We start from the raw sequence: 24671 nt of genomic DNA on the forward strand, positions 1-24671 counted from the left end.
GGTTCCCGGCCCTGTTGGGCGCGGCCGGAGGCAGGGATGACTACACCCACATCGGTAGCGAGGACGGGTTGATCCCGTGGCCTATCCTTCCGGCCGCGGCGAAGATCACGATTCGCCCGGGTGACGCCCTGTTTAGCCGAGAAAGGTCGACCTCGATGTCCGGCATCAACGCGGTGATTCCCACCGTGCCCGTTCTCGTGCCTCTGGTCGGACTCCTCATGGTGGCGGCGGCGCTGTGGCACCGCCGTCGCGCGGAGTTCGCGTTCACCCGCCTCGGCACGGTGTGGCTCGTCATCTGGCTGGTGGCGGCCACGGCGTGCATCGCCGTGCTCCCGGTGCGGGTCGGCACCGGTGGCCTCGGTGATCCCGACCCGGTTCCGGTGCTGCTGCCGTTTCTGGCGATACCTCTGTTCGGGGCCGCGTGGTGGCTGCGGCGCCGCGGCGAGCGCTCCTTCGTCCGCCTCGGCGTCACCTGGCTCCTCACCTGGTACACGGCCGCCGTCATCAGCCTGACCCTGCTGCCGATGCAGATCCAGACCGGCGACTTCGCCAATCACACGCCCTGGCAGGAGAAGGGCATCCATCTGAATCCGTTCGTGCATGACGTGACCCCGGTCAACTTCGCGTTCAACATCCTCATGACCGTTCCGTTGGGTCTGCTGTTGCCGATTGCGATCCGCCGGCGTGGCGTGGTGGTCGCGGCTCTTCTCGGTCTGGCGTTCAGCGCATCCATCGAGATCGTTCAGGCGGTGACCAACATCGTGTTCAGCAGTGGACGCTCCGCCGACGTGTACGACCTGATCGCCAACACGGTGGGCGCCCTCATCGGCGTCGGGCTGCTTCGCATCCTGGACAGCGCCGGCGCGACCCGATGGCTTGATGCGGACCAGCCGGCTCAGGCGGAACGGGCGCCGAACCAGAGGGCGATGGGGTCGTCCAGGGCCCGCTGATCGTCGCCGATCCGGGCCACGGGGCCGTCGGGACGCGGCGAACCGTGACCGACCGGATGTCCGCGCGCGCTCACCGGATACGGGAGTCGGTCGCCACCCTGAGCTCCGGAGGGCGACAGGGTCATCCATCCTAGGATGGTCTACAGGATGTGCGCCGCGTGGCAGCAGCCGAGAAACCAACCCCAAAAGCAAAAAGGAATCAACGACCCCCTGTGATTTTGGTCCGGGCCAGCGGATCGAATGTGGATCTGGCCCGGACCCGGCCCGCCCGGTGTAGTGAGGGAGGGGTGGACGCCTAGGCAGGGAGGGCTTGTGGTTGAGGTCGGGTTGGCGGAGGTCCGGGACGCGGCGGAGCGGATTCGCGGGGTTGCGCATCGGACGCCGGTGGTGACGTCGCGGACGTTGGACGCGCGTGTGGGCGCCTCGGTGTTTCTGAAGTGCGAGAACCTGCAGCGGGTGGGGGCGTTCAAGTTCCGGGGGGCGTACAACGCGGTGTCGCGGTTGTCGCCGGAGCAGTTGGGGCGGGGGATCGCGGCGTTCTCGTCGGGGAACCATGCTCAGGCGGTGGCGCTGGCGGCTCGGGAGCTGGGGTCGTCGGCGGTGATCGTGATGCCGGAGGACACGCCGGCGTCGAAGCTGGACGCGGTTCGGGGGTACGGGGCGGAGGTCGTGTTCTACGACCGGTACACGGGGGATCGGGAGGCGCTGGGCCGGCAGCTGGCGGCTGATCGGGGGCTGGCGTTGATTCCGCCGTACGAGCATCCGGATGTGATCGCCGGTCAGGGGACGGCGGCGCTGGAGTTGTTCGAGGAGGTGCCGGATCTGGATGTGCTGGTGGTGCCGGTCGGTGGGGGCGGGCTGATCGCGGGGTCGGCGACGGCGGCGAAGGGGCTGCGGCCGGCGGTGCGGGTGGTGGGGGTCGAGCCGGAGGCGGGTGATGACACGCGGCGGTCGCTCGCGAAGGGTGAGCGGGTGACGATTCCGGTGCCGCGGACGATCGCGGACGGGCAGGCGGCGAGCGTTCCGGGGGAGCTGACGTTTGCGATCAACCGGCGGCTGGTGGATGAGATCGTGCTGGTGTCGGATGACGAGTTGCGGGAGGGGTTGCGGTTCGCGTTCGACCGGGTGAAGACGGTGCTGGAGCCGAGTGGGGCGTCGGGGCTGGCGGCGTTGCTGGCGAAGCGGGTGGAGGTGCCGGCCGGGTCGAAGGTGGGGGTGATCCTGTCGGGCGGGAATGTGGGCTGGGCGCGGTTCGGTGAGCTGGTGGCGCCTGGTGGTGCTGCTCAGGGCTGAGCGCCGACGGCGGCCGGGCCGGGTTGGAGAGGAGCGGGCGCGTGGCGTCAGCTTTGTGGCGGCGGCGCCCGGTGGGATCGGGTAGGAGGGTGAGTGGGCACGGGCGTGGAGGCGTCGCCGGAGGCGAGCCGACCCTCGGCGGGAGCTGCGGTCTGTACCACCCGCTGAGCTACGACCCCTGCTTTTGACTTGCGTGAGACCTGACGGCGGTGCGAGGGTCGGGGTATGTGATGACAGCCCGGCGTGTGCGTGTGTGTTCCCCCGTCGGTCTGTCTCGTCCTGGAGGACGTCTCGTGTTGAAAGCGGTGTCGCTGGGCTGTGCCCACGATGGCGATCTGCTCTTCTCCGGCTTTGATCTGGTGCTCGGTGATGGTGATCGGGTCGGGGTGGTGGGGCCGAACGGGGCGGGTAAGTCGACGTTGCTGCGGGCCCTGGCCGGGGAGATCAAGCCCACGGTGGGTTCGGTCGCGTCGCGGAAGGTCGCGCTGGTGCCTCAGCAGGTTCCCGATCCGGCGGGTACGGCCGGAGCGTTCCTCGCCTCGGGTCTGGGTGAGGCCGGTGTGGTGGCGGCGCGGGTGCGGGCCGGTGACGCTGGTCCGGGGTTGCTGGAGCGGTATGAGGCGCTGGAGGCGTGGGACGCGGAGACGCGGATCGAGCAGGTGCGTCAGCGGCTGGGGCTGGCCGGGATCGAGGACGGCCGGCGGCTGGGGGAGGTGAGCGGCGGGGAGCAGGCGCGGTTGTTGCTGGCGCGGGCGCTGCTGACCGAGCCGGATGTGCTGTTGCTGGATGAGCCCACGAACCATCTGGACGCGGACGGCGCCGCGTGGTTGCAGTCGTGGCTGGCGGGGTTCCCGGGTGGGGTGCTGGCGGTCAGTCATGATCGGGCGTTCCTGGACGCGGTGGTGTCGCGGGTGGTGGAGCTGGACGGGATCCATGAGGTGCCGCAGGATTTCCCGGGTGGGGGTTATACGCCGTACCGGGTGGAGAAGGAGCGGCGGTGGCGGCGGTGGCTGCTGGATTTCGAGGCGCAGGAGAAGGATCGGGTGCGCTGGGAGCAGGACATCGAGCTGACCAGGCGGCAGGCGCTGGGTGTGGAGCTGACGGTGCGGTCGGGGGTGGAGGCGCCTCATCTTCGGCGGATCGCGAAGAAGGTGGCGCGGAAGGCGAAGGTGCGGGAGCGGCGGTTGCGGCGGCAGATGGAGTCGTTGCGGTGGGTGGATGAGCCGCGGCGGCGGCCGCCTCTGACGCTGGCGTTCCCGGAGGATGGCGGTGACCGGGACGATGAGGTGTTGCCGGGGGTGAAGCGCGGGGAGCGGATCTGGGTGACCGGGCGCAACGGGTCGGGGAAGACGACGTTGTTGAACCGGTTGGCTTCGGAGAGCACCGCGATTCTGCCGCAGACGGCGGACGGGCTGCCGTTCCGCATGACCATGATCGACTATTTCCGGTCGCAGGTTCCGGTGTACGTCGACGATGCCGAGCGGTTGCTGCTGGGGCATCAGTTCGATGAGGACATGTGGGATTCGCCGCTGGGGACGTTGTCGGCGGGGGAGTTGCGGCGGTTGCTGCTGGCGGTGATCGTGAACCGGCCGGAGCGGGTGCTGCTGCTGGACGAGCCGACGAATTTCCTCGATTTCGACGCCCTGGAGGTGCTGGAGGAGGCGTTGCGGCGTTATCGGGGGACGTTGCTGGTGGTCACCCACGATCGGTATTTCGCGTCGGCGGTCGGCTTGTCGCGGGAATGGCACGTGGGTTCCTGAGAAGATCGGCGGGTGAACATCGTCCCCCGTCAGGCCGGGCCGCTCGCGGCTGTGTCCAGCGCCGAGCAGGTGACCGAGGCGTGGCTGGCGAACCGGCGGTTGTCGGAGCACACGCGGTCGGCGTACCGGCGGGATGTGGCGTCGTGGCTGGCCTGGTGTGCGGGGCGGGAGCTGGAGCCGTTGCGGGCGTCGTTCCTGGATGTGAACGCGTACGCGCGGGAGATCGAGTCGTCGGGGTTGTCGGCGGCGTCGGTGGCGCGGAAGTTGTCGGGGTTGTCGAGCTGGTACACGTTCCTGGCGAAGCTGGGTGCGGTGCCGGCGAATCCGGTGGCGGGCGCGGATCGGCCGCCGGTGGACCGGGATCATTCGGCGACGGTGGGGTTGTCGCCGGAGGAGGTCGACGCGTTGCTGGCGGCGGCCGACCGGGACGGGGCGCGGTCGCGGGCGTTGCTGACGGTGCTGGCGGATCTGGGGTTGCGGGTTTCCGAGCTGATCGGCCTGGACGTCGATGATGTGGGGTTCGAGCGGGGGCATCGCAGTGTGCGGTTCGTCGGTAAGGGCGGGCGGGCGCGGCGGCGGGTGCTGACGTCGTCGGCGGGTGCGGCGCTGGACGGTTATCTGGGTGGGCGGGCCGAGGGGCCGTTGTTCATGACGTCGACCGGGAACCGGTTGGATCGGCATGCGGTGTTCCGGTTGGTGCGGCGGCTGGCGCGGGAGGCGGGGATCGAGTCGTGGGAGCGGTTGTCGCCGCATTCGTTGCGGCACGCGTTCGCGACGGCGGCCCGGTCGTACGGGGTGCCGCTGGAGGATGTGCAGGATGCGATGGGTCACGCGGATCCGCGGACGACGCGGCGGTACGACCGTGACCGGCACAACCTGGATCGTGACCCGGCGTACACGATCGCGGCGGCGCGGGCCAGGCGCGAAGGCGGTGAGGCCGGGGCATATCCTCGTACGCCGGGTGGATCACGGACGGGGTGAGGCTTGAACATCGTCGAAGCGGTGCTGCTGGGTGCGATCGAAGGGGTGACGGAGTTCCTTCCGATCTCGAGCACCGGCCATCTGACCATCGCGGAGAAGTTGCTGGGTTATCGGATCGACGACCCGGACATCACCGCGTTCACGGCGATCATCCAGTCGGGTGCGGTGCTGGCCACGGTGATCTTCCTGCGTAAGGATCTGTCGCGGATCATCGCGGCGTGGGTGAAGGGTTTGTTCTCGTCGTCCGGGCGGGAGAGTCCGGACTGGCGGTACGGGTGGGCGATCATCCTGGGGTCGATCCCGATCGGCATCATCGGGTTGTTGTTCCAGGACACGATCGAGACGACGTTGCGGAGCCTGTGGTTCGTGGCCGGGGCGCTGATCCTGTGGTCGGGGGCGATGTGGTTCGCCGATCACGCGGCCACCCAGGTGCGGCACGAGGACGATGTGACGTGGAAGGACACGTTGATCATCGGCGTGGTGCAGTCGTTGTCCTTGATCCCGGGCATCTCCCGGTCGGGGGCGACGATGTCGGCGGGTCTGCTGCGTGACCTCGACCGGGTGACGGTGACGAAGCTGTCGTTCTTCCTGTCCATCCCGGCGTTGCTGGCGGCGTCGGTGCTGCAGACGGCGACCGAGTACGACAACATCGCCAGCGGGGTGGGCTGGGTGAACACGCTGGTGGCGCTGGTGGTGTCGTTCATCGTCGGCTATCTGGCGGTGGCGTGGCTGTTGAAGTTCATCGCGAAGCACTCGTACAAGGTGTTCATCGCGTACCGGATCGTGCTGGGCTCGTTGCTGATGGTGCTGCTGGCGACGAACACCATCGAACCGCAGTGACCTCGCCGGCCGGCCGGGCCCTCGACCATGTGCGGTCGCTGGGCCTGGCCGGTGAGGTGCCGGCGTGTGTGCCGGCGGCGTCGGTGACGGTGAGTTTCCACCCGGACCGGTTGCTGGCGGACGGCGCGACGGTGGCGGAGCGGCTGGCCGCCGAGGGTGTGTACCGCGGCCAGTTCGAGACGCGGATCTCCAACGGCGGGCTGACCGCGTTCCCCGGCGGTGACCGGGACGTGTGGGAGCAGCGGCTGTTCGGCGGGGCGTACGCGGGTCTGGTCGTGGGCCGGCCGATCTACGGGGCGCTGAACCTGGCCGGGCATCCGGACGGCGGGTCGCCGAGGTTCGGCAGCTGCTATCTGCGGCTGGAGCCGGCGGTGTCGCGGCGGGCCACGTTCAGTCACGGCGACAGTTTCACGCAGCCGACGGTGGTCGGCACGATCGACACGTTCGCCGGCGTCTGGCGGGCGCTGCTCGACTCGGTGGCCTCGTCCGGCCGGGCGCTCGGGCTGGCCGCCGCGTCACCGTCGTCGTGGGTGGCCGCGCTGGGTGATCCGCGCACGGCTTCCGGCCGGGCCTTGGACGACTATGTCGAGGCGCAGGTCCACGGCGGGCTGGCGCTGGCCGGCGCGGTCCAGGCCGTCGTGGCCGACCCGTCCTTCCGGGGTACGCCGACCGGGGCGCTGCTGTCCCGCCTGGCGCCGCGGCTGGAGTTCCACCCGGGTTTTGTGCTCGCCCCGGACGAGTTCCCGGCCGGCCTGCGGACGGACGTCACTCCCGAGGTGGCGGCGTTCGTGGCGGCCCGGTTCGGGGTTCCGTTCCTGGACGCCGAGGTGGTGGGCCGGGCGGCGCGGTCGGTGGTCCGCGACCCGGCGGCGTGGTCGGTGTTCGGCCCGGCGGCCGAGGTGCTGCAGGAGCTGAAGTACGTGTGGCACATCCTGGTCCTGCGCGGCCGCCCCGCCTGACCAGTCAGGGCATCAGCCGGTCACCCGCGGGCGTCCAGGGCGGCGCGGACGAGTTCGATCGCCTGGTCGTCGCCGATGCCCAGGGCGGTGACGGCGGCGACGTAGGTCTGGGCGGCGGACAGGGCGCGGGCCGGGGTGCGGGCGGCCAGGGCGGTGATCACGGTGCCGGCGCGGCCGCGGGTTTCGACCAGGCCGGCCTGCTCGAGTTCGCGGTAGGCGCGGGCCACCGTGTTGGCGGCCAGGCCGAGGTCGGTGGCGAGGGTGCGTACCGGTGGGAGTTTGTGCCCGGCGGGGTAGGCGCCGGTGGCGGCCAGGGTGGCGATGGCCAGGCGGACCTGCTCGTACGGCGGGACGGGTGAGTCGTGGTCGATGTGGATGCCGGTCACAGGGTCCTCGGCGGGGTGTTGCCGGCGGCGATGATGGCCCGGCGGATGGGGACGAGGGCGAGCAGGACGGCGCCGACGACGAAGAAGATCACCAGGGAGACGATGCCGAGGCGGTAGCTGGCGGTGAGCTGGAAGACCAGGCCGAACAGCAGCGGGCCGAGCCAGCTGGTGCCCTTGTCGCTGATCTCGTAGAAGCCGTAGTACTCGCCTTCCTTGCCGGCGGGGATGAGCTGGGCGAACAGGCTGCGGGACAGGGCTTGGCTGCCGCCCAGGACCAGGCCGATGGCGGCGCCGAGGATCATGAACTGGACGGGTTCGCGTTCGGGGATGAAGTACGCCGCGACGACCACGCCCAGCCACAGCACCAGGCTGAACAGGACGGTGTTGCGGGCGCCGACGCGGGCGGCGATGGCTCCGAGCAGCAGGGCGCCGCCGAACGCCAGGAACTGCACGATCAGGATGGTGATGATCAGGGTGGACTGTTCGAGGTGCAGCTCTTCGGTGCCGAACTGGCTGGCCAGGGCGATGACGGTCTGGATGCCGTCGTTGTAGACCAGGTAGGCGAGCAGGAAGAACAGGGTCAGGGGGTACGCCCGGATGCCGCGGATGGTGCGGCCGAGCTGCCGGAACCCGTCGGTGACGACGTTGCCCCGGCCGGCGCCGGACTCCTCGCTGGGGTGTTCTTTGAGCCAGAGCAGGGGCAGCAGGGTGAACAGTCCCCACCAGACGCCGGCCGACACGATGCACCAGCGGGCCAGGTCGAGGGTGCGCTGCGGGTCGCCGTCGACGCTCATGGTCTGCACGACGACCAGGTTCAGGGCGAGCAGCAGGCCGCCGCCGAGGTAGCCGAGGGCCCAGCCGCGGGAGGACACCTTGTCGCGGTCGTCGGGGCCGGCCAGGCGGGGCAGGAACGAGTTGTAGACGACGATGGACGCGCCGCCGGAGATGTTGGCGATCAGGAACAGCAGCCCGCCGAGCAGGTAGCGGTCGCCGGTGACGAAGGCCATCGCGACGGTGGCGGCGGCGCCGGTGAACGCGGTCGCGGCCAGCAGCGGTTTCTTGTGGGCGGCGCGGTCGGCGACGGCGCCCATCACCGGCAGGACGAAGATGGTGAGGAAGACCGACAGCGACACCAGGTACGGGTAGTAGGAGCCGGCGGCGATCGAGAGGCCGAGCGGGTGTACGCGTCCGGAGCACTCGTCGGCGCCCAACCGGCAGCCGGCGGCGAGTTCGGTGACCGTGGTGAGGAACGGCCCGAGGAACACCGTGATGACGGTGGTGGAGAACGCCGAGTTCGCCCAGTCGTAGAAGTACCAGCCGGTGCGTTCCCGCCGGGTGGACGGCGGGGTGACGGTCGTGGACAAGTGCCCTCCCGGGGGCGCCGCGCGGTCGAGTGCCGCGCAGATCATCGCACCCTAGGCGGGAGGGCCGGTTTCGCCCGGCCGGTAGTATTCCGCGAGGGCCGCGGTGGCCGGATCCTCGGAGTTGGCGAGGGTGGCCCAGGGGTCGGCGCCGGGCGGGAGGTCCTCGGCGGCGTACTCGGCCAGCTCGGCCGGGTCCTGGGCGGGCATCCGGTCGATCATGGCGTGGTCGACGATCCCGGCGTGGGCCAGGCCGAGGCTGCTGGTGTCGATCCACGGCCAGCCGTCGACCGGTTCGGGCAGCGCCCCGACGTCGAGCATCGGCGGGAACACCTCGGCGGCGGCGTCCTCGGCGGGCGGCGTGTCGTCGAGGATCTGGTGGGCGTCCGGCTGCTCGCCGAACTCTTCCTCGGCCGCCGGCAGATGCGCGTGGTCGTCCCAGGCGGCGTCGTCGTGGTGCGGCGGATCGTCGTCCGGGATGTGCCAGGCGTCGTCCTGAGGTTCCGGCAGGGCGGTGTCCTCCGGCTGGGCGCTCAGATCGTCGTCGGCGTGTTCGAAGCCCTGGTGGCCGTCGGGGTGGTGGTCCGGCCATTCGTGCTCGCTCATGACTCCTCCTTCGGGGCCGGCGTCAGCGCCGCCGCCCTGGTCAGGACCTCGTCGACCTGTTTGATCCGGGTTCGTACGGTGTCGCGTTCCTGCTGGGCGCCGGCCCGGCGGCGGGCCCGGCCGGCGGCGTCGGTGGCCGCGGCGGCGTCGATGTCGGCGATGTGCTGGTCGAGTTCCCGCAGCCGCCGTTCGACCGCGTCGTCGACGGCCACCGACAGGGCGTACTGCAGGTCGGTGAACCGGTAGGAGATCTCGTCGGACAGCGCCGCCCGGGCCTCGGCGAGCACGTCGCGCAGCCAGATCCGGGCCTGCTGCCGGTCGGTCTGCACCCGCCGCCGGTACAGCACGTAGGCGCCGGCGGCCAGGCCCAGCCCGACCCCGGCGACCGGGATCAGCAGCCCGCCGGCGGCCAGCCCGCCGGCGCCGAGCACGGACGCGCCCAGCATGGCGCCGCGGCCGGCCATGAACGCGATCCCGCCGGCCGACAGGGCGATCAGCATGTTGTCGGCGGACCCGTCGCGGGGCGGCGCCGACTCCAGGGTGTGCCGCAGGGCGGCGTTGACCTGGGCCAGCATCTGGTCGAGTTCGCCGCCGTCGAACACCTCGGCCAGGACGGTCTCGCCGACCTGCCGGAAGGTGCCCTCCAGGTCGTGTGACAGGGCGACCGCGACGGCCTGCAGCTCGGCGTCGAGTTCCTGCGGCAGCGCGGCCAGGGTGTCGCGGCGGGACGCGTCGATGCGGGCGGTGACGTCCTGTTGCACGGCGGCGACGCGGGTGCGGAGCTTGCCGACGACCTCGACGCGGGCGCGCTGGGTCTCGCTGGACAGCAGCAGGGTCCAGTGGCGGGACTCGGTGCGTTTGCGGGCGGCCAGGGCGGCGCGGTCCGCCCGTACCCTCGCCTGCTGTTCGGGGTCGGCCTCGGCCGCGGTGACCCTGGCCTGGGCGGCGGTTTCGAGGCGGGCCAGTTCGCCGCGGGCGGTGCGCAGCACGTTGGCCAGCTGCAGCTGGTGGCCGCGGCCGGCCAGGTCGACCAGGGCGTGCTGGAGCCCGGCGATCTGCGACGCGTCGACCAGGGCGGCCTGGTCGGCGGCGGGCCGGTCGACGGCGAGTTCGGCCAGGCGGGCGGAGACCGGGAACCACGGCGCGGCGGCGAACCGGGGGGCGTGGGCGCGCAGCAGGGCCTGGTTGTCGTCGCGGATGCGCCGCCAGCCCGGGTAGGCGTCGACCTTGGTCAGGGCGAACACCACGTTGTTGACGCGTTCGCTGGCGGCGATCAGGAAGGTCAGCTCGGGGCGCGACAGCGGCGCGGACGCGTCGGCGACGAACAGCAGGGCGGTGGCCCGGTCGACGGCGTCCAGGGCGACGGCGGTGTGGGCGGGGTCGAGGCCGCCGACGCCGGGGGTGTCGAGCAGGCTCACGTACTGCAGCAGCCGGGCCGGGTGGCTGACCTCGATGCGGCGGGCCCGCTGCTCGCCGGTGGCCCACGCGGCCAGGTCGTCGACCTCGACGGTCTCGCCGCCGGGCAGCACCGCCCGGGCGGCCGGGTCGCCCGGGGTGAAGTGCAGGTAGGTGTTGGTGGCCACGGCGGCGTCGACGGGGGACAGGCCGGGCACCCCGAGCAGGGCGTTGAGCAGGGAGCTCTTGCCGCGTTTGGTCTCGCCGACGAGCACGATCGACGGGCGGGTGACCCGGGTGCGGCGCAGGTCGGCCAGCTCGGCGCCGGCGTCGGGGTCGTGCTTGCGCACGTAGGCCAGGACGGCCTCGACCGCGCGTTCCAGGTCGGCGGCGAGCCCGGTCACGGCCGCACCTGCTTGCTGAGCAGGTAGAAGCCGCGGTGGGCGATCTGCGCGACGCGGGACTGGGCGGGCCCGGCGCCGGCCACGGCGAAGACCCGCCACCGGTTGGCGGCCTGCACCGCGGCGTCGGCCAGGGTGTCCTCCGACGCCTCGGGCAGCTGCAGGATCCACCGCGGGTCGTCGGAGGTGGCCAGGCGGGTCAGTTCCCGTTCCCATTCGGCCGGCAGCGCCACCTCGCCGGTGGCCACCCGCTGGGCGGCGGAGATGACCCGCAGCCGGTGGTAGTCGGGTTCCCGCAGGACCCGTTCGACGGCGTCGCGGACGGCCTCCCGGTCGCCCGGCGACCGGGTGAGCCCGGCCAGGCGTTCCAGCCGGGCCAGGGCCCAGCCGGCCTTGATCGCGTCGGAGCGCCACCGGAACGCGTCCTGCAGGGTGTGCCGCAGCTGCGGGAACCCGGAGACCTCCAGCAGCCGCCGCAGCAGCTCGGAGGCGGGCAGGGCCGGGTCGGCGCGCAGCTGGGCGATGGCGAAGCCGATGCCGTACAGGTCGAGCAGGGTCAGCAGCCGTTCGCGCCGCTCGGCGGGCACGCCGGCCGGGCGGGACCGGAACAGGTCGGCCGAGGCCAGCATGACCGCCAGGTCGTCCGAGCCGGCCAGGCCGCGCAGGGCGTCGACGTCGGCGGTGGTGAGCCGGCCGGCCTCGGCGGTCTCGGCCAGCAGCCCGGCCACCGGGACCACCTCGCTGACCGTGCGGGCCAGCAAGCGCCCTTGATCGGCGGCCAGCGGTGCCGCCACCGGCCACGGGTCGCCGGCCCCGCCGACCAGGGTGTCGACCTTGCCGAACACGCCCAGCGCGTTGATCGGGCTGGACGACAGCCGCGCCGACGCCGCCCGGAACGCCTCCAGCGCGCGCACGTCGTCGGCCCGCACCGCCTGGGTGAACACGTAGACGACGGCCTCGGCGGCGGCGACCTCGCCGGTGGAGTCGGCGTCGATGTCCAGGTCGAACGGCGCCGTCGACGTTCCCACGGCCTCGGCCGCCCGCTCGGAGATCCGGGTGTCGTTCGACGCCAGGCCGGGCGTGTCGACGACGGTCAGGTCGCGCAGTTTTTCGCTGGTCAGGGTCACGTCCACGTAGGCGACGCGGGCGCCCGGCACACCGAGGCGCTGCGGGATCATGCCGTCCTCGTCCAGCGGCAGGCTCGTGCGGGAGCCGTCGCGGCACACCACGTCGACCCGGTCGGCCGGCCCGTACCGGAACCGGGTGACCACCCGGGTGCACTCGCCGACCGCCGTCGGGGCGACCCGCCGCCCGATCAACGCGTTGACGAGTGTCGACTTTCCGGCTTTCAGACGCCCGGCGATGGCCACCCGCAACGGCTCGTGGAGGCGACCGCCGACGTGTCGTACCTGCCCAGCGACCTCCGGGCCGACACCTGCGACGATCTCGTCACACAGGGTGGCCAGGCGGGCGGATAGCGGTCCGGTCACGACGACTCGTCAGCCGAGCACACTGTCAGCAACAATGGCACAACTGTGGCGGGGGTGGTCCACACGCTCAACCGATCGCCTTTCTTACAGGAGTGGCCGGCGGCAGGGCGGGAACGCCCTGACCGCAGCACAGCCTACGAGGGGCGGCGAGCCGGGGGATCCCGTGTTCGTGCCACGACGGGGGAGGAGACAGGGTTGGCGGACCCTCAGGACCTGGCGGGCGACGCCGTCGCCGGTCTGCGCGCACCCGGCCTGGTGATCATCGCCGGGCCGCCGGGGGCGGGCCGCACCACCCACCTGCGCGCGGCCGCGGCGACCATGCCCGGGCCGGTGTTCGCCGGGGGCGGCCTGGCCATGCTGCGGACCGTGCCGGCCCTCGCGCTGTCCCGCGCCGTCCGCGCCCGCCTGCCCGGGCATGACGTGCACCTGCTGGCCGAGGCGGTCCGGTCCCGGGTCAAGGGCGGCCTGCTGGTGCTCGACGACCTGCAGTACGCCGACCCGGCCACCCTGGCCGCGCTGCCGCTGATCGCCCGGCACTGCCGGGTCCTGGCCGCTCTGCGCACCCCCCACCGCGTCGACCCGGCCGTGCTCGCGTCCGCGACCCGGCTCGACGTGCCACCCCTGGACCGGGCGGCCGCCACCGACCTGGCCCGCCGCGCCGGGGGGCAGCTCGACGAGCCGGCCCTGGCCGCGGTGGTCGACCGGGCCGGCGGCAACCCCCTCGCGATCTCGGCGCTGGCCCGGCAGGCCGGCGCGGGCCGCGGCGCGCCGGCGGCCGACATCGACCAGGTGGCGTACGCGATCGCGACCGCCCTGGCCGACCTGCCCCGGCCCGCCCGCACCGCCCTGGCCGCGCTCGGCCTGCTCGGCCGCCCCGCGCCGGCCGCCCTGCTCGGGCCCGGCGCGTCCGACCTGGTCACCGCCGGCCTGGTCGGGGACGCCGGCGACGGTCTGGTACCCACCTCCACCTACGTGGCCGAGACCGCGGCCGGGCTGCTCGACGCCGAGGCCCGCACCGACCTGCACCGCCGCCTGGCCGAACTCACCCCGCCGGCCGAGGCCGCCCGCCACCTGGCCGCCGCCGGCGACCCGGCCGGCGCGTTCCGGCGGGCCCTCGCCGCGGCCGACGCGACCGCCGGGGGCGACCGGGCCGAACTGCTGCTGTTCGCCTGCGACCTGCCGGTCGCCATCGATCCGCGGGTACGGGTGGCCGCCGCCGACGCCGCGCTCACCGCCGGCCGGCCCCGCGCCGCGGCCGCCGTGCTCGACACCGGCGAACCCCTCGGGGTCGACGCCGACGCGCTCCGCGGCGAGGCCCTGCTCCAGGCCGGGCTGCCCGCCCGGGCCCGCGACGCCGTCCGGCGGATCCCCGACGACGCCCCCGCCGGGGTGCTCGCCGCCCGCGACCGGGTGCTGCTGCTGGCCGACCTCGCCCTCGACCCGCCCGCCGCCCTCGACCGCGCCGGAGCCCTGGCCGCCACCGCGTCTCCGGGCCTGGCCGCCGCGGTCGCCGCCGTGCACGCCGTGCACCGCACCGACGGGTGGGCCACCGCGCTGGCCGCCGCCGCGGCCGACCTCGCCGACCGGCCCGCCGCCCGCGCCGCCGCGTGGCAGCTGGTGGAAACGCTCGCCGCCGACGGGCGGCTCACCGAGTCGGCGGCCGCCGCCCGCACCGCCGCCCAGACCTGCCGGGCCGACCTGGCCTACGGCTGGGAGACCCGGTTCCTGGCCGCCGCCGACTGGGCCCTGGCGTTGCACGGCGCGCCTCCGCTCGGCCCTGGGAACGCTCCCGGTGACCCCGACGAGGTGCAGCGCCGCGCCGCCAACCTCGCCGACCGGTCCCTGCCCGACGACGCCCGCGCCTACGCCACCGCCGCGGTGGCCCTGGTCGAGGCCGACACCGGCCTGCTCGCCGCGGCCCGCGCCCGCCTCGGCGACGCCCTCGACCATCCGGCCACCGGCTGGGTGTCCCGGGAGGCCGCCTGGCTCGACGGGCAACCCGACCGGGCCACGGCCGGCCCCGGCGGTCAGGGCCTGCTGGGCGGGCTGGCCGCGATCACGTCCCGCTGGGCCGGGCACGACCTCGGCGCCCGCGACGCCCCGCCCATCCCCGAACACGTGCCCGCCGCGGCCCGCCGCACCCTGCTCGCCTGGGCCACCGGCACCGGGTTCGCCGCCGCCGCCGACGCCTGGACCCCGACCGCCCTGCGCGAACAGATCCGCTGCCTGCTCGCCGCCGGCCTGCACGAGACCACCCCCGGCCGGGCCGTCGACGCGCTGCTGACCGCCGAGAAACTCGCCGACGCGGCCGGGCTGACCATCCTCGCCGGCCGGGCCCGCCGCGGCCTGCGCCGGCACAACGTGCAACGCGACGTGCGCAGCCCCCGCTCCGGCAGCAAACTCACCAACCGCGAGGCCGACGTGCTGCGCCTGGTCGCGGCGGGCGAACCGACCCGCCGGATAGCCGGGCAGCTGGGCATCTCGGCCGAGACCGTCGACACCCACATCCGCGCCGGCATGCGCAAGCTGGGCGCCCGGACCCGTACCGAAGCGGCCGCTCTCGCCTTCGCGAACGACCTAGGGGAGGTCAGCAGGTGACGCGACAGCCCGACGCGCCCCGCCACGTGGTGGCCTCCGGGGCCGACGCCGACGCCGTGCTGCGGCGCATGGTCCGCGACGGCTGGCAGGCCCAGGAGGGGTTCGCCCTGCCGCAACAGGCGTGGGACGCCCCCGACCGGCTCATCCTGCACGGCCGGATCACCGACCAGGACACCCTGCAACTCTGTGTGCTCGCCGCCGCCCGCGGCGCCGGCATCGTCGCGATCTGCGACGGCGAATCCCCCCTGGGCCGGGCCCTGGTCGACGACCTCACCCGGCTCGGCCCCGTGCAGCACGGCCCCGGCCCCGAACCCGGCGACGCGATCGCCGACCTCGTACCCGAACAACGCGCCCTGCTCGACCGCCTGGCCGCCGGCGACACCATCGCCGCGGCCGCCGCCGCCGAATACCTCAGCCTGCGCACCGCCAACCGCCGCATCGCCGAGGCCCGCGCCCTGTTCGGGGTCCGCACCACCCGCGAGGCCGTCCTGGCCTACCTGCGCCAGCGCGCCCAGCAGCGATGACGCCCGGTGCCTGACCGCGCCGGCTTCACCGAGGCCACCGAGCCGTTCCGGCGAGAGCTGTTCGCCCACTGCTACCGCATGCTCGGCTCCATCCAGGACGCCGAGGACGTGGTCCAGGAGACGTACCTGCGGGCCTGGCGGTCCTACGGCGGGTTCGCGGGGCGGTCGTCGGTCCGTACCTGGCTGCACCAGATCGCGACCAACCGCTGCCTGACCGAGCTGACCCGGCCGGCCCGGCGGGTGCTGCCGTCCGGCCTCGGCGGCCCCGAACCCGATCCCGACGCGGCCCTGCGGGCCGGCGGGACCGACGTGAGGTGGCTGGAGCCGGTTCCCGACGCGATGGTGCTGCCGGACCGGGCCGACCCCGCAACCATCGTCGCGGCACGGGCCACGGTGCGGCTGGCACTGGTCGCCAGCCTGCAACACCTCCCGCCGCGGCAGCGGGCGGTGCTGCTCCTGCGTGACGTCCTGAAGTTCCCCGCCGGCGACGTCGCGGTCATGCTCGGCACCACGACGGCCTCGGTCAAGAGCGCGCTGCAACGCGCCCGGGCCCGTCTCGGCGACCTCGCGCTGACCGACGGGCAGATCACCGAACCGGCGGCGCCGCGCGCCCGGGAAATCCTCGACCGGTACATCGCGGCGTTCGAGAACGCCGACGCCGCCGCGCTGGAGGAGCTCCTGCTGCGCGACGCCACCCTGGAGGCGACGCCGCTGCGCACCTGGTTCGCCGGCCGCGGCGTCTGCGTCCCGTTCCTGCGCCGCCACCTGCTGGGCTCGCCCGGCGACTGGCGGATGCTGCCGACCAGCGCCAACGGGCAGCCGGCCGCCGCCGTGCACCGCCGCGACCAGCACGGCGACCTCCGGGCGTACGGAATCTGCGTGCTCACCGTCACCGGCGCGGGCATCCAGAAGATCACCTCCTTCGGTGATCCGGCCCTGGTCGATTCCTTTCCCGCGCTCGCCGGGTCTTCCTGGGTGTAACACTCACCCAGCCGAAGGAAACGATCCGTCATGACCCACCCCGCCACCATGCGCGCCCTGCGGCAGACGTCCCTGAACGGCCCCCAGGGCCTGCACCTGACCACCGACGCCCCGGTTCCGTGCCCGGGCCCCGGCCAGATCCTGATCCGGGTGACCGCGGCCGGGATCAACTTCGCCGACCTCCAGCAGGCCACCGGCGTCTTCGGCGGCGGCCCGACACCGCCGTACGTGGCGGGCATCGAAGGCGCCGGCGAGATCGTCTCCGCCGGCGCCGGGGTGACCGGCCTGCACCCCGGCGCCCACGTCATCGGGGCCGGCATCGGTGGTGGCGCCTTCGCCGAGTACATGGTGCTGCCCGCGGCCTCGGCCGTGCCCGTGCCGGCGGGCTGGGCCGACGAGCAGGCGCTGGGCCTGGTCGTGAGCTGGCCGACCGCGCTGGCCGCGCTCAGACCGCTGGGCCGGGTCGACGCCGGGCAGACGGTGCTGATCCACGCCGCGGCCGGTGGGACCGGCCAGGTCGCGGTCACGATGGCCAAGCACTACGGCGCGACGGTGATCGCCGCGGCCTCGCCGGAGAAGCACGACCTGGTCCGCGGCCTGGGCGCCGACCACGTTGTCGACTCCCGCGGCGCCGACCTGGCCGGCGAGGTGCGGCGGCTGACCGGCGGCGAGGGCGCCGACCTGGTCCTGGAGTCGGCCGGCGGACCCACCCTGACGGCCAGCCTGGCGTCGGCCAAGCGGGTCACCGGCCGGGTCGTGGTCTACGGGCTGGCCGGCGGGGAAGCGCCGGTCACCAACGCCGACCTGGTCTACCGGCACCAGGTGCACCTCATCGGCCTGAACATCGGCACCCTGATCCAGGCCGCGCCGTCGATCTTCGGTGCGGTGATGGGTGAGCTGTCCGGCCTCCTCGCGGCCGGGGTGCTGGGCCCCGGCCGGCCCACCACGTATCCGCTCGCCGACGGCCGCGAGGCGCTGAGCGCCCTGGCCGCGCGGTCCACGGTCGGCAAGCTGGCCCTGCGGCCCTGACCGGCGGCGCTCACCCGGCCGACGCGATCCCGGCGAAACGGGCGGCCAGCCGGGCGAACGCGGCGGCCAGGCTGGGCCACGACCAGGAACCGTCGGTGAGCCGGCACCGCCCGTCGTCGAGCGCCTCGACGATGCCGTCACGGGTGTAGCGGGCCACCTCGGCGGCGGGCCGGTCCAGGATCACCGTGCCCCGGCACGGCCACCGGCCCGACCCGTCCGGTGAGCCACGGAAGACGCCGGTGACGAAGGTGGCCACGTCGCCGCCGGGCAGCTCCCGCGGGGCGAAACGCGGCCCGTTCGGGGTGCGCAGGGCCATCCGGTCGGCGCGGAACGTCCGCCAGCCGGCCTGGTCGAGATCCCAGGCGACCACGTACCAGCGGCCGTCCCAGGTCACCACGTGATGGGGCTCGGCCCGGCGGGGCGGGCGATCCGGGCCGGCGCCGTAGCCGAACCGCAGAACCTCACGGGCGTGCACGGCGGCGCTGACCGCCAGCAGCACCTCACCGTCGACACCGGCCGCCGCCGCCGGGCCGCGGGGCCGTTCGACCGCCGTGACCTGAAGGGCGTTCACCCGGTGCCGCAACCGCGACGGCATCACCTGCCGCACCGTGTGCAGCGCCCGCGCCGCCGCCTCCCCGGTCCCGTTGCCCGGGGTGGTGGCCGCGATCTGCAACGCCACGGTCAGCGCGACGGCCTGCTCGTCGTCGAACAGCAACGGCGGCAGCTCGGTGCCCGCGCCGAGCCGGTAACCGCCGTCCGGGCCCTTCACCGCGTTGATGGGGTAGCCCAGCTCCCGCAGCCGATCCACATCCCGCCGCACCGTGCGGAGGCTGATGCCGAGCCGCTCGGCGAGCAGCATCCCCGGCCAGTCCCGCCGCGTCTGCAGCAACGACAACAGCGCCAGCAGTCGGGCGGAAGTCTTCGGCACGACCCGATCCTGCCCCACGAAGGTGTCAGTCCCTGGCACCTACCGCCGACCGGAGCAGATCACGGTGATCGCGGGTCCAGTCGTGGGCGGCACGGACCACGTCCACCGTCCCCAGCTCACGGAGCCGGACCATCGCGGGCTCCCCGGCCCCGGCCGCGGCCTCGATGCCACGCCAGCACCGGTCCTGCCACCACAGCACCGTGTCGATCAGGGCGGACCGGTCGGCCAGGCCGTAGGCGTCGGCGATGACCCGCACCAGCCGGCCCGCCGCCGCGGCGTCCGCGACACCGGGACCCAGCCCCACGTACTGCCAGCACACGTGGGCCACGTCGTGGATCCGCTCGCCCGGCCCGGCGATGTCCCAGTCGATGAACGCCACCGGGAACAGCCGCCCGCCCGTCTCCCGGTAGACCGTGTTCCTCGGCGACAGGTCGTTGTGGCACACCACCTCGTGACGGCCGGCGAGCTCCGTGCCCGCGGTCAGGTCGTGGAACCGGCGCACCAGCCTGGCCACCGCGGCCAGGCCCCGTTCCGACCGGATCGACGGCGGCTCGTCGTTCGGGCGCCACGGCACGACCCCGTCGACGAAACCGAGCACCTCGCGGCCCCGGTCATCGGTTCCCAGGAACCGCGGCGCGCCGTCCCACCCGTGCTCCTCGAAGTGGCGCAGCAGCCCGCGGACGAACTCCGGATCGCGCGGCGGCGGCTTGCGCACCGTGCCGCCGGCCAGCACCGCGTCGCTGACAAAACCCCCGGGCAACGGCTGTTCCGACTCGTACGGCTGCGGCACCCGGACACCGTACCGCCGGGCCCGGCCCCGGAAAATCCGATGGACGCCGATCACTATGATTCGGCCCCGTGGAAGCTCTGCTGATCAACGGCACCGTGGGGTCGGGCAAGACGTCCACGGCCGACGCGCTCGGTGACCTGCTGGCCGGCGACGAGGTGCCACACGCGGTCATCGACATGGACTGGCTCCGGCGGGCGTGGCCCAGCCCGCCCGGCGACCCGTTCCGCAGCGACCTGGCGCTGCGGAACCTGGCCGCCGTCGCCGCGAACTTCCGCGAGGCCGGAGCACGACGCCTCGTGGTGGCGGGCGTCATCGAGGAGCGGGACGAACGCGACGACTACCAGGCGGCGCTGGGCCTGCCGCTGCGGGTGTGCCGGCTGCGGGTCGACCTGGCCACCGTCCGCGACCGGCTGATCCGCCGGCACACCGGCGACGACGCGGGGCTGCGCTGGCACCTGGACCGGTCGGGAGAGCTCGACGCGATTCTCGAACGGGCCGGCACCGAGGACTTCGTCGTCGACGCCGGTGACCGCCCGGTCGCCGGCGTCGCGGCGGCGATCAGGAAGGCGGCGGGCTGGTGACCATGGACTGGGTCGAGGAGTTCTACTCGCGGACCGGCGCCTGGTGGGGCGGGGCGGAAGCCGTGGTCAGCGACGACGACCGGGAACGCGCCGGCCGCATCCGCGCCCACACCGGCGACGGGCCACGCAAGGTGCTCGAGCTCGGATCGGGCTACGGCGGCGCGGCCGTCGCCACCGCCCTGGCCGGGCACGACGTCACCGCGGTCGAGCTCGGCGCCCGCGCCGACCACACCCCGCGCCTGGCCGGCGAGAACGGGGTCCGGGTGACGCTGGTGCGCGGCGACTTCTACACCACCGACCCGGGCGGCCCGTTCGACGTCGTCGCCTACTGGGACGGCTTCGGCGTCGGCGCCGACGACGACCAGCGGCGCCTGCTCACCCGCATCGCCGGCTGGCTGACACCCGGCGGCGTCGCCCTGATCGACGTCTACAACCCGTTCGACTGGGCCGCCCAGCACGGCGTCCGCGAGCACCGCGACGCCCGGCCCGGCGACGGCTACCCGCACGAGCTGGACCGGCTGTTCACCTTCGACCAGCGCGCCTGCGTCGCCACCGACACCTGGTGGGAGACCGCCCGCCCGGACCGGCGTTACAGCCAGCGGCTGCGCTGCTACACCCGGGCCGACCTGGCCCTGCTGCTCACCGGCACCGGACTGACCCTGCACGGCACCCACCACGACGACGATGACAGCTGGAGCTACCTGGCCGTCATGGGCGCCGCCGCACCCTAGTCATGTCCACCGGCCGGGTCCGGTCCACGAACGCCGGCGTCCGCATCTCACCGGCCCGCAACGGCGCCAGCGCCGCGTCGATGCCCTCCACGATCAGCCGCGTCGCCCGCTGCACCTGAGCCCCCGACGGGCCGGACACCCCGGACAGGTCGACCGGCTCCCCGAACCGCACCTGAACCACCGGGCGACGCGTCACCGCGTACGCCAAAGAACGCAGCAGGCGGCGCGGAGCCACATACGGCATCACGGCGTGGGTGCCCCACTGCGCCACCGGCACCACCGGCGCCCCGGACAACGCCGCCATCCGCGCCACCCCGGTCTTCCCACGCTCCGGCCACATCCACGGATCCAGCCCGATGCGCCCCTCCGGATACACCAGCACCGTCGAGTTCGCCTTCAACGCCGCCGCGGCCGCCGGCAACGCCTCGGCCACCCGCGCCGTACGCCGATCGACCCGGATGTGCCCGCACGCCCGCATGATCGACCCCAGCACCGGCGCCCGGAACACCCCACCGGTCGCCATGAACCGCGGCGCCACGCCCGCCCGCGCACACGCCGCCATCATCACCACCGGGTCGATCGGGCTCACATGATTGACCGCCAGGATCACCGGACCCACCGGCGCCGGCCCCGACACCCGCAACCGGCACAACGGAAACACCAGCGCCCGCGCGAAATGCAGCAGGAACCGCCACAACAGCGGCGCCCGCCAGACCGGCTCGCTCACCCCGCGTCGCGCAGCTCCGCGAGCCGCGACTCGATCTCGGCCAGCTGCGCCCGCAACCGGTCCGCCTCCTGCTCGGCCTCCTTACGCTCGGCGGACACGATCAGCTCGACCGCCTCCTGCACACCCGGCACATCCACCAGCGACACCATCCGCATCGCCTCAACCGGCTTGATCACATAAGGCTTCGCCAGCACCTTCGCCCCCTGCGCGGCCGACACCAGCCACTCACCCTCGGCGTACGCCAACGTCACCGTCAGACCCGCCGGGGCCTTCGCCTTGGCCGCCCGCGTCGCCTTCCGCGGAGCCGGAACCGTCTCAGTCACCACCTCAGCTTCCCGCGCCGGAGCGGGCGGGTCGGGCCGACGCGCGGGCGCCTCCTGCAGAATCGGCGGCCCCTGCGGGCCGGCCGGCTCGGGAGCCTTCTTCCGCGGCGCCGGCGTCGCACCCTTCGGCGCGATCCCCAGATCGGCGGGGGAGAACGGCAACTCGTCGCGCCCGAACTTCACCACCACATAGTCATCCGACTCCGCCGGATCGGTCAGCCCCACCACCTGACCCAGCTGACCCGCGATCTGCCCCGCCGACTCGGTGAACACCACCTTCGGCTTCCGGCCCGCCGCCAGCCCCTCACGGACCACCCGGACATCGTCCTCCGACAGACCCATACCGCCTCCAGTTTCGTACGCCTGTTCCAACGCGCTATGTTCTACCACCCGGCTACGACAAACCCGGGGACCGGGCCGTCACGCAGTACTCGCGCCCCGCCGGATCCCGCAACGTCGTCCACTGACCGGGCACCCGCCGCACCACCGAAGCGCCCAGCCCCACATGCCGCGCCACCGTCGCCGCCACATCCTCGGCGGCGAAATCCAGATGCATACCGGCCGCCGGCCCGCCCGTACGCTGCATCAACACCCGAAGCGCAAGCCCCTCACCGCGCTCCAGCACCTCGAACTCCGGCAAATCGGACGGCCGCCGCGTGAAGCCGGTCAGCGACGCCCAGAACTCCGCCTCACGCTCGAACAACGCCTCAGGGACGTCGAGACACATCTGATCCACCAGCGCCCCGCCAACCGGCCCCGGCCGCACAAACCGCTCACTGGCCGGCACCACACAGAACGGCAACCCGGCAGGGGAGCGGTACACCGACAGATCCCCCTCGGCCAACACCAGCCGGCCACCCGGCGGCACCACCGGCGACCCGTGCAGATCCAGATGACACGACGCCGGCCCGGGGGAGGAGGTCACCTGCACCCGCAGATAAGCATCCCCATCAGCCGGAACCAGCGTCGCGAACCGCCCACCACCGCGCCGCGCCGACAACGACGACCCGGTCACCGCACACCAGAAATCCTCCGCCGACCGATCCTGCGCATCGAGAAACCCGGTCAGCCACCGCACCCCGCCCATGCCACCCTCTCCGTCGTGAAGATGCACGCCGGACAAGCCGACATCCCCGCCACCACCGTCGCCGCGCTCGTCGCCCACCAGCTCCCGCACTGGCGCGACCGGCCCATCACCCCGGTCACCTCACACGGCACCGTCAACGCCCTCTACCGCCTCGGCGACGACATCGTCCTCCGCTTCCCCCTGCAGCCCGTCACCCACCCCGAACCGCTGCGCCGCGAACAGGACCACGCCCGCCGCCTGCAACCCCACGTCCCGGTCGCCCTCCCCACGCCACTCGCGCTCGGCGAGCCAGGGGAGGGGTACGAAGGCTACTGGACCGCGTACACCTGGATCGACGGACGCACCGCGACCACCCACGACATCGACCCCACCCACCTGGCCGAGGTCGTCCGAGCGATCCACCGCGTCGACACCAAGGGGGAGACCTGGAACGGCCACTCCCGCGGCGGCCCGCTCCACGACCAGGACGAATGGGTACGCCACAGCCTCGACCAGAGCCGCCACCTCACCGACACCGCCCGCCTCGCCGACATCTGGCGGACCAGCCTGGCCGCCGCCGCCCACCCCGGACCCGACGTCTGGATCCACGCCGACCTGATGCCCGGCAACCTGATCGTCCGCGACCACCACCTGCACGCCGTCATCGACCTCGGCGCCGTCTGCGCCGGCGACCCCGCCGTCGACCACATGCCCGCCTGGAACCTCTTCGACCACGCCGAACGCCGAACCTTCCGCGACGCGCTCGGCGCCGACGACGACGCCTGGCACCGCGGCCGCGGCTGGGCCCTGGTCCAGGCCATCGGCGCCCTCTGGTACTACGCCGACACGAACCCCGTCATGGCCGCCACCAGCCGTACCACCCTGAACGCGCTCCTGGAGCGGTAAAAGATCGACCATCCTCCAGGTCGATAATCTATATTATGTCAACCTGCTCCCGGGAGCGGCCCCCTGAGGCACACTGACCGCATGGCGATCGATCACGAAGCGGCCGAACGCGGCGACAAACGCCTGGAGGCCCTGGCCGACCCCTACCTGCAGCGCCCCGGCGTCGACTGGGGCCGCATGTTCTCCACCACCGGCCTGCGCGTCCGCGGCAAGATCTTCGGCCTCGTCAACCACGCCGGCAACCTCATGGTCAAGATCCCCGCCACCCGAGCCGACACCCTCGAATCCACCGGCGCCGCCACCCGCATGACCATGGCCGGCAAGATCATGCGCGAATGGGTCGAAATGCCCTACGACGCCGGCGAGGAAGCCTGGCGCACCCTCCTCGACGAGGCCTACACCTACCTGGAAGAGATAACACCGAGGTCGTAGCCGGGCGGTCGGTACAGACCGCAGCTCCCGCCGAGGGTCGGCTCGCCTCCGGCGACGCCGTGCCCACTCACCCTCCCGCGCGATCCCACCCCGTCCCGCCGCCGGTGTCATACCGCCTCGCTACCACCCCGACCGGCCGCCGGCCCTGGGACCCCGCTGACGGCCGAACCGGGTCAGCCGGCCGCCTGGATCAACCTCGACCACCCGTGGGAGAACTGCTTTCCCCGACGACCAGCCCCGCATCCGCCAGCACGCGCAGTGGCTCGCCACATCCGAACGACCACCACGCTCCCGCGACCGACTCACCTGAACCGGCCCGGCGGGCAACCGCCACCACACTCGCGCGATTGACCCGCCTGACCCGCACGCTCGCGCCGAACTCACCTGACCGGCAAGGCGGGCGCCGACCAGAGGCTGCCCCAGAACGCTCGCTACGCCTCGGCTTATCTGATCCAAGGCCCGTCGGCCCCCAGTGCCGACAAACCCAGGATGCCGAACGGGCCGCCGCGTGCAGAACGGCCGCCGTGGTGAACGCGCGCGCAGTCGACGACGAGCCGAAGTCGATCTTGATTTCCGCGCGCGCACCGCCACCGCCCCCACCCCTCTGGGTGGGCGTGACTGTAGCCCGCAAAT

Annotated in this window: 24 protein-coding genes; 14 read left to right on the top strand and 10 right to left on the bottom strand. The window is 73.3% G+C overall.

Annotated elements, in window-relative coordinates:
- The first annotated feature begins 14 nt into the window (after nt 1–14).
- From AB0O15_RS25720 to AB0O15_RS25745, 6 genes are all read left to right on the top strand, one after another.
- A complete protein-coding gene (locus AB0O15_RS25720; RefSeq protein ID WP_364323099.1) occupies nt 15–950 on the top strand; it encodes a VanZ family protein in 936 nt (311 codons plus the stop codon).
- Nucleotides 951–1262: 312 nt separating this feature from the next.
- Nucleotides 1263–2243, top strand: a complete 981-nt coding sequence (locus AB0O15_RS25725; protein ID WP_364323101.1) for a pyridoxal-phosphate dependent enzyme — start codon at nt 1263–1265, stop codon at nt 2241–2243.
- Between the two features lie 293 nt (nt 2244–2536).
- Complete coding sequence (locus AB0O15_RS25730) at nt 2537–4003, top strand: ABC-F family ATP-binding cassette domain-containing protein (protein ID WP_364323104.1); 1467 nt, start codon at nt 2537–2539, stop codon at nt 4001–4003.
- Nucleotides 4004–4021: 18 nt separating this feature from the next.
- Complete coding sequence (locus tag AB0O15_RS25735; RefSeq protein WP_364323265.1) at nt 4022–4984, top strand: tyrosine-type recombinase/integrase; 963 nt, start codon at nt 4022–4024, stop codon at nt 4982–4984.
- Between the two features lie 3 nt (nt 4985–4987).
- Nucleotides 4988–5824, top strand: a complete 837-nt coding sequence (locus AB0O15_RS25740) for an undecaprenyl-diphosphate phosphatase (RefSeq protein WP_364323107.1) — start codon at nt 4988–4990, stop codon at nt 5822–5824.
- Nucleotides 5821–6783: a DUF3626 domain-containing protein gene (locus AB0O15_RS25745; RefSeq protein ID WP_364323109.1), complete on the top strand. Its 963-nt coding sequence runs from the start codon at nt 5821–5823 to the stop codon at nt 6781–6783. The genes AB0O15_RS25740 and AB0O15_RS25745 overlap by 4 nt, the downstream gene beginning before the upstream one ends.
- A 20-nt stretch (nt 6784–6803) precedes the next feature.
- On the opposite strand, the gene AB0O15_RS25750 is transcribed toward AB0O15_RS25745, so the two are convergent.
- The 5 genes from AB0O15_RS25750 to AB0O15_RS25770 are packed head-to-tail and all read right to left on the bottom strand — an operon-like array spanning nt 6804 to nt 12422.
- A complete protein-coding gene (locus tag AB0O15_RS25750; protein WP_364323110.1) occupies nt 6804–7169 on the bottom strand; it encodes a GntR family transcriptional regulator in 366 nt (121 codons plus the stop codon).
- Nucleotides 7166–8533 carry an MFS transporter gene (locus AB0O15_RS25755; RefSeq protein ID WP_364323111.1) on the bottom strand — a complete coding sequence of 456 codons (1368 nt, stop codon included), beginning with the start codon at nt 8531–8533 and terminating at the stop codon, nt 7166–7168. Before AB0O15_RS25755 ends, AB0O15_RS25750 begins: the two co-directional genes overlap by 4 nt.
- Nucleotides 8534–8584: 51 nt before the next feature.
- Nucleotides 8585–9136 (bottom strand): hypothetical protein, encoded by a 552-nt coding sequence (locus tag AB0O15_RS25760; protein ID WP_364323112.1) that lies wholly within the window; start codon nt 9134–9136, stop codon nt 8585–8587.
- The gene (locus tag AB0O15_RS25765) at nt 9133–10935 is read right to left on the bottom strand and encodes a dynamin family protein (RefSeq protein ID WP_364323113.1); all 1803 of its coding nucleotides are present in this window, start codon (nt 10933–10935) and stop codon (nt 9133–9135) included. Before AB0O15_RS25765 ends, AB0O15_RS25760 begins: the two co-directional genes overlap by 4 nt.
- Complete coding sequence (locus tag AB0O15_RS25770; protein ID WP_364323114.1) at nt 10932–12422, bottom strand: dynamin family protein; 1491 nt, start codon at nt 12420–12422, stop codon at nt 10932–10934. Before AB0O15_RS25770 ends, AB0O15_RS25765 begins: the two co-directional genes overlap by 4 nt.
- 195 nt (nt 12423–12617) lie before the next feature.
- Here AB0O15_RS25770 and AB0O15_RS25775 point away from each other — a divergent pair, with 195 nt between their 5' ends.
- Genes AB0O15_RS25775 through AB0O15_RS25790 form a run of 4 tightly spaced genes read left to right on the top strand, consistent with a single transcriptional unit; the run spans nt 12618 to nt 17554 of the window.
- Entirely contained in the window at nt 12618–15020 is a 2403-nt protein-coding gene (locus AB0O15_RS25775; RefSeq protein ID WP_364323116.1) for a LuxR C-terminal-related transcriptional regulator, read from the top strand.
- The gene (locus AB0O15_RS25780) at nt 15017–15544 is read left to right on the top strand and encodes a LuxR family transcriptional regulator (RefSeq protein ID WP_364323117.1); all 528 of its coding nucleotides are present in this window, start codon (nt 15017–15019) and stop codon (nt 15542–15544) included. Before AB0O15_RS25775 ends, AB0O15_RS25780 begins: the two co-directional genes overlap by 4 nt.
- 6 nt (nt 15545–15550) lie before the next feature.
- Nucleotides 15551–16525, top strand: coding sequence for an RNA polymerase subunit sigma-70 (locus AB0O15_RS25785; protein WP_364323119.1), 975 nt, complete (start codon nt 15551–15553; stop codon nt 16523–16525).
- Between the two features lie 30 nt (nt 16526–16555).
- Entirely contained in the window at nt 16556–17554 is a 999-nt protein-coding gene (locus AB0O15_RS25790; RefSeq protein WP_364323121.1) for an NADPH:quinone oxidoreductase family protein, read from the top strand.
- A 10-nt stretch (nt 17555–17564) separates the two neighbouring features.
- On the opposite strand, the gene AB0O15_RS25795 is transcribed toward AB0O15_RS25790, so the two are convergent.
- Both AB0O15_RS25795 and AB0O15_RS25800 read right to left on the bottom strand, forming a co-directional pair.
- Nucleotides 17565–18482, bottom strand: coding sequence for a WYL domain-containing protein (locus tag AB0O15_RS25795; RefSeq protein WP_364323124.1), 918 nt, complete (start codon nt 18480–18482; stop codon nt 17565–17567).
- Nucleotides 18483–18507: 25 nt separating this feature from the next.
- Nucleotides 18508–19272: a phosphotransferase gene (locus tag AB0O15_RS25800; protein WP_364323126.1), complete on the bottom strand. Its 765-nt coding sequence runs from the start codon at nt 19270–19272 to the stop codon at nt 18508–18510.
- Between the two features lie 68 nt (nt 19273–19340).
- Here AB0O15_RS25800 and AB0O15_RS25805 point away from each other — a divergent pair, with 68 nt between their 5' ends.
- Nucleotides 19341–19853 carry a hypothetical protein gene (locus AB0O15_RS25805; RefSeq protein WP_364323128.1) on the top strand — a complete coding sequence of 171 codons (513 nt, stop codon included), beginning with the start codon at nt 19341–19343 and terminating at the stop codon, nt 19851–19853.
- A gap of 2 nt (nt 19854–19855) precedes the next feature.
- Nucleotides 19856–20584: a class I SAM-dependent methyltransferase gene (locus AB0O15_RS25810; RefSeq protein ID WP_364323267.1), complete on the top strand. Its 729-nt coding sequence runs from the start codon at nt 19856–19858 to the stop codon at nt 20582–20584.
- On the opposite strand, the gene AB0O15_RS25815 is transcribed toward AB0O15_RS25810, so the two are convergent.
- Genes AB0O15_RS25815 through AB0O15_RS25825 form a run of 3 tightly spaced genes read right to left on the bottom strand, consistent with a single transcriptional unit; the run spans nt 20562 to nt 22721 of the window.
- Nucleotides 20562–21311 (bottom strand): lysophospholipid acyltransferase family protein, encoded by a 750-nt coding sequence (locus AB0O15_RS25815; protein WP_364323130.1) that lies wholly within the window; start codon nt 21309–21311, stop codon nt 20562–20564. The genes AB0O15_RS25810 and AB0O15_RS25815 overlap by 23 nt on opposite strands.
- Nucleotides 21308–21976: a hypothetical protein gene (locus tag AB0O15_RS25820; RefSeq protein ID WP_364323132.1), complete on the bottom strand. Its 669-nt coding sequence runs from the start codon at nt 21974–21976 to the stop codon at nt 21308–21310. Before AB0O15_RS25820 ends, AB0O15_RS25815 begins: the two co-directional genes overlap by 4 nt.
- 52 nt (nt 21977–22028) lie before the next feature.
- Nucleotides 22029–22721 (bottom strand): VOC family protein, encoded by a 693-nt coding sequence (locus tag AB0O15_RS25825; RefSeq protein WP_364323134.1) that lies wholly within the window; start codon nt 22719–22721, stop codon nt 22029–22031.
- A gap of 21 nt (nt 22722–22742) precedes the next feature.
- Between AB0O15_RS25825 and AB0O15_RS25830 the strand changes: the two genes are divergently transcribed.
- Both AB0O15_RS25830 and AB0O15_RS25835 read left to right on the top strand, forming a co-directional pair.
- Nucleotides 22743–23606: an aminoglycoside phosphotransferase family protein gene (locus tag AB0O15_RS25830; RefSeq protein WP_364323269.1), complete on the top strand. Its 864-nt coding sequence runs from the start codon at nt 22743–22745 to the stop codon at nt 23604–23606.
- An 81-nt stretch (nt 23607–23687) separates the two neighbouring features.
- On the top strand, nt 23688–24038 hold the full coding sequence (locus AB0O15_RS25835; RefSeq protein WP_364323136.1) for a TfoX/Sxy family protein: 351 nt from the start codon (nt 23688–23690) through the stop codon (nt 24036–24038).
- Nucleotides 24039–24671 lie beyond the last annotated feature (633 nt).

This window comes from Actinoplanes sp. NPDC089786, assembly GCF_040684855.1.
In the GTDB taxonomy this organism is placed as follows: Bacteria; Actinomycetota; Actinomycetes; order Mycobacteriales; family Micromonosporaceae; genus Actinoplanes.

What these genes read in the sequence shown, in the direction of transcription:
- AB0O15_RS25825 (WP_364323134.1), bottom strand. Translation starts at nt 22,721, where the DNA reads ATGGGCGGGGTGCGGTGGCTGACCGGGTTTCTCGATGCGCAGGATCGG.
- AB0O15_RS25820 (WP_364323132.1), bottom strand. Translation starts at nt 21,976, where the DNA reads ATGGGTCTGTCGGAGGACGATGTCCGGGTGGTCCGTGAGGGGCTGGCG.
- AB0O15_RS25760 (WP_364323112.1), bottom strand. Translation starts at nt 9,136, where the DNA reads ATGAGCGAGCACGAATGGCCGGACCACCACCCCGACGGCCACCAGGGC.
- AB0O15_RS25810 (WP_364323267.1), top strand. Translation starts at nt 19,856, where the DNA reads ATGGACTGGGTCGAGGAGTTCTACTCGCGGACCGGCGCCTGGTGGGGC.
- AB0O15_RS25830 (WP_364323269.1), top strand. Translation starts at nt 22,743, where the DNA reads ATGCACGCCGGACAAGCCGACATCCCCGCCACCACCGTCGCCGCGCTC.
- AB0O15_RS25790 (WP_364323121.1), top strand. Translation starts at nt 16,556, where the DNA reads ATGACCCACCCCGCCACCATGCGCGCCCTGCGGCAGACGTCCCTGAAC.
- AB0O15_RS25835 (WP_364323136.1), top strand. Translation starts at nt 23,688, where the DNA reads ATGGCGATCGATCACGAAGCGGCCGAACGCGGCGACAAACGCCTGGAG.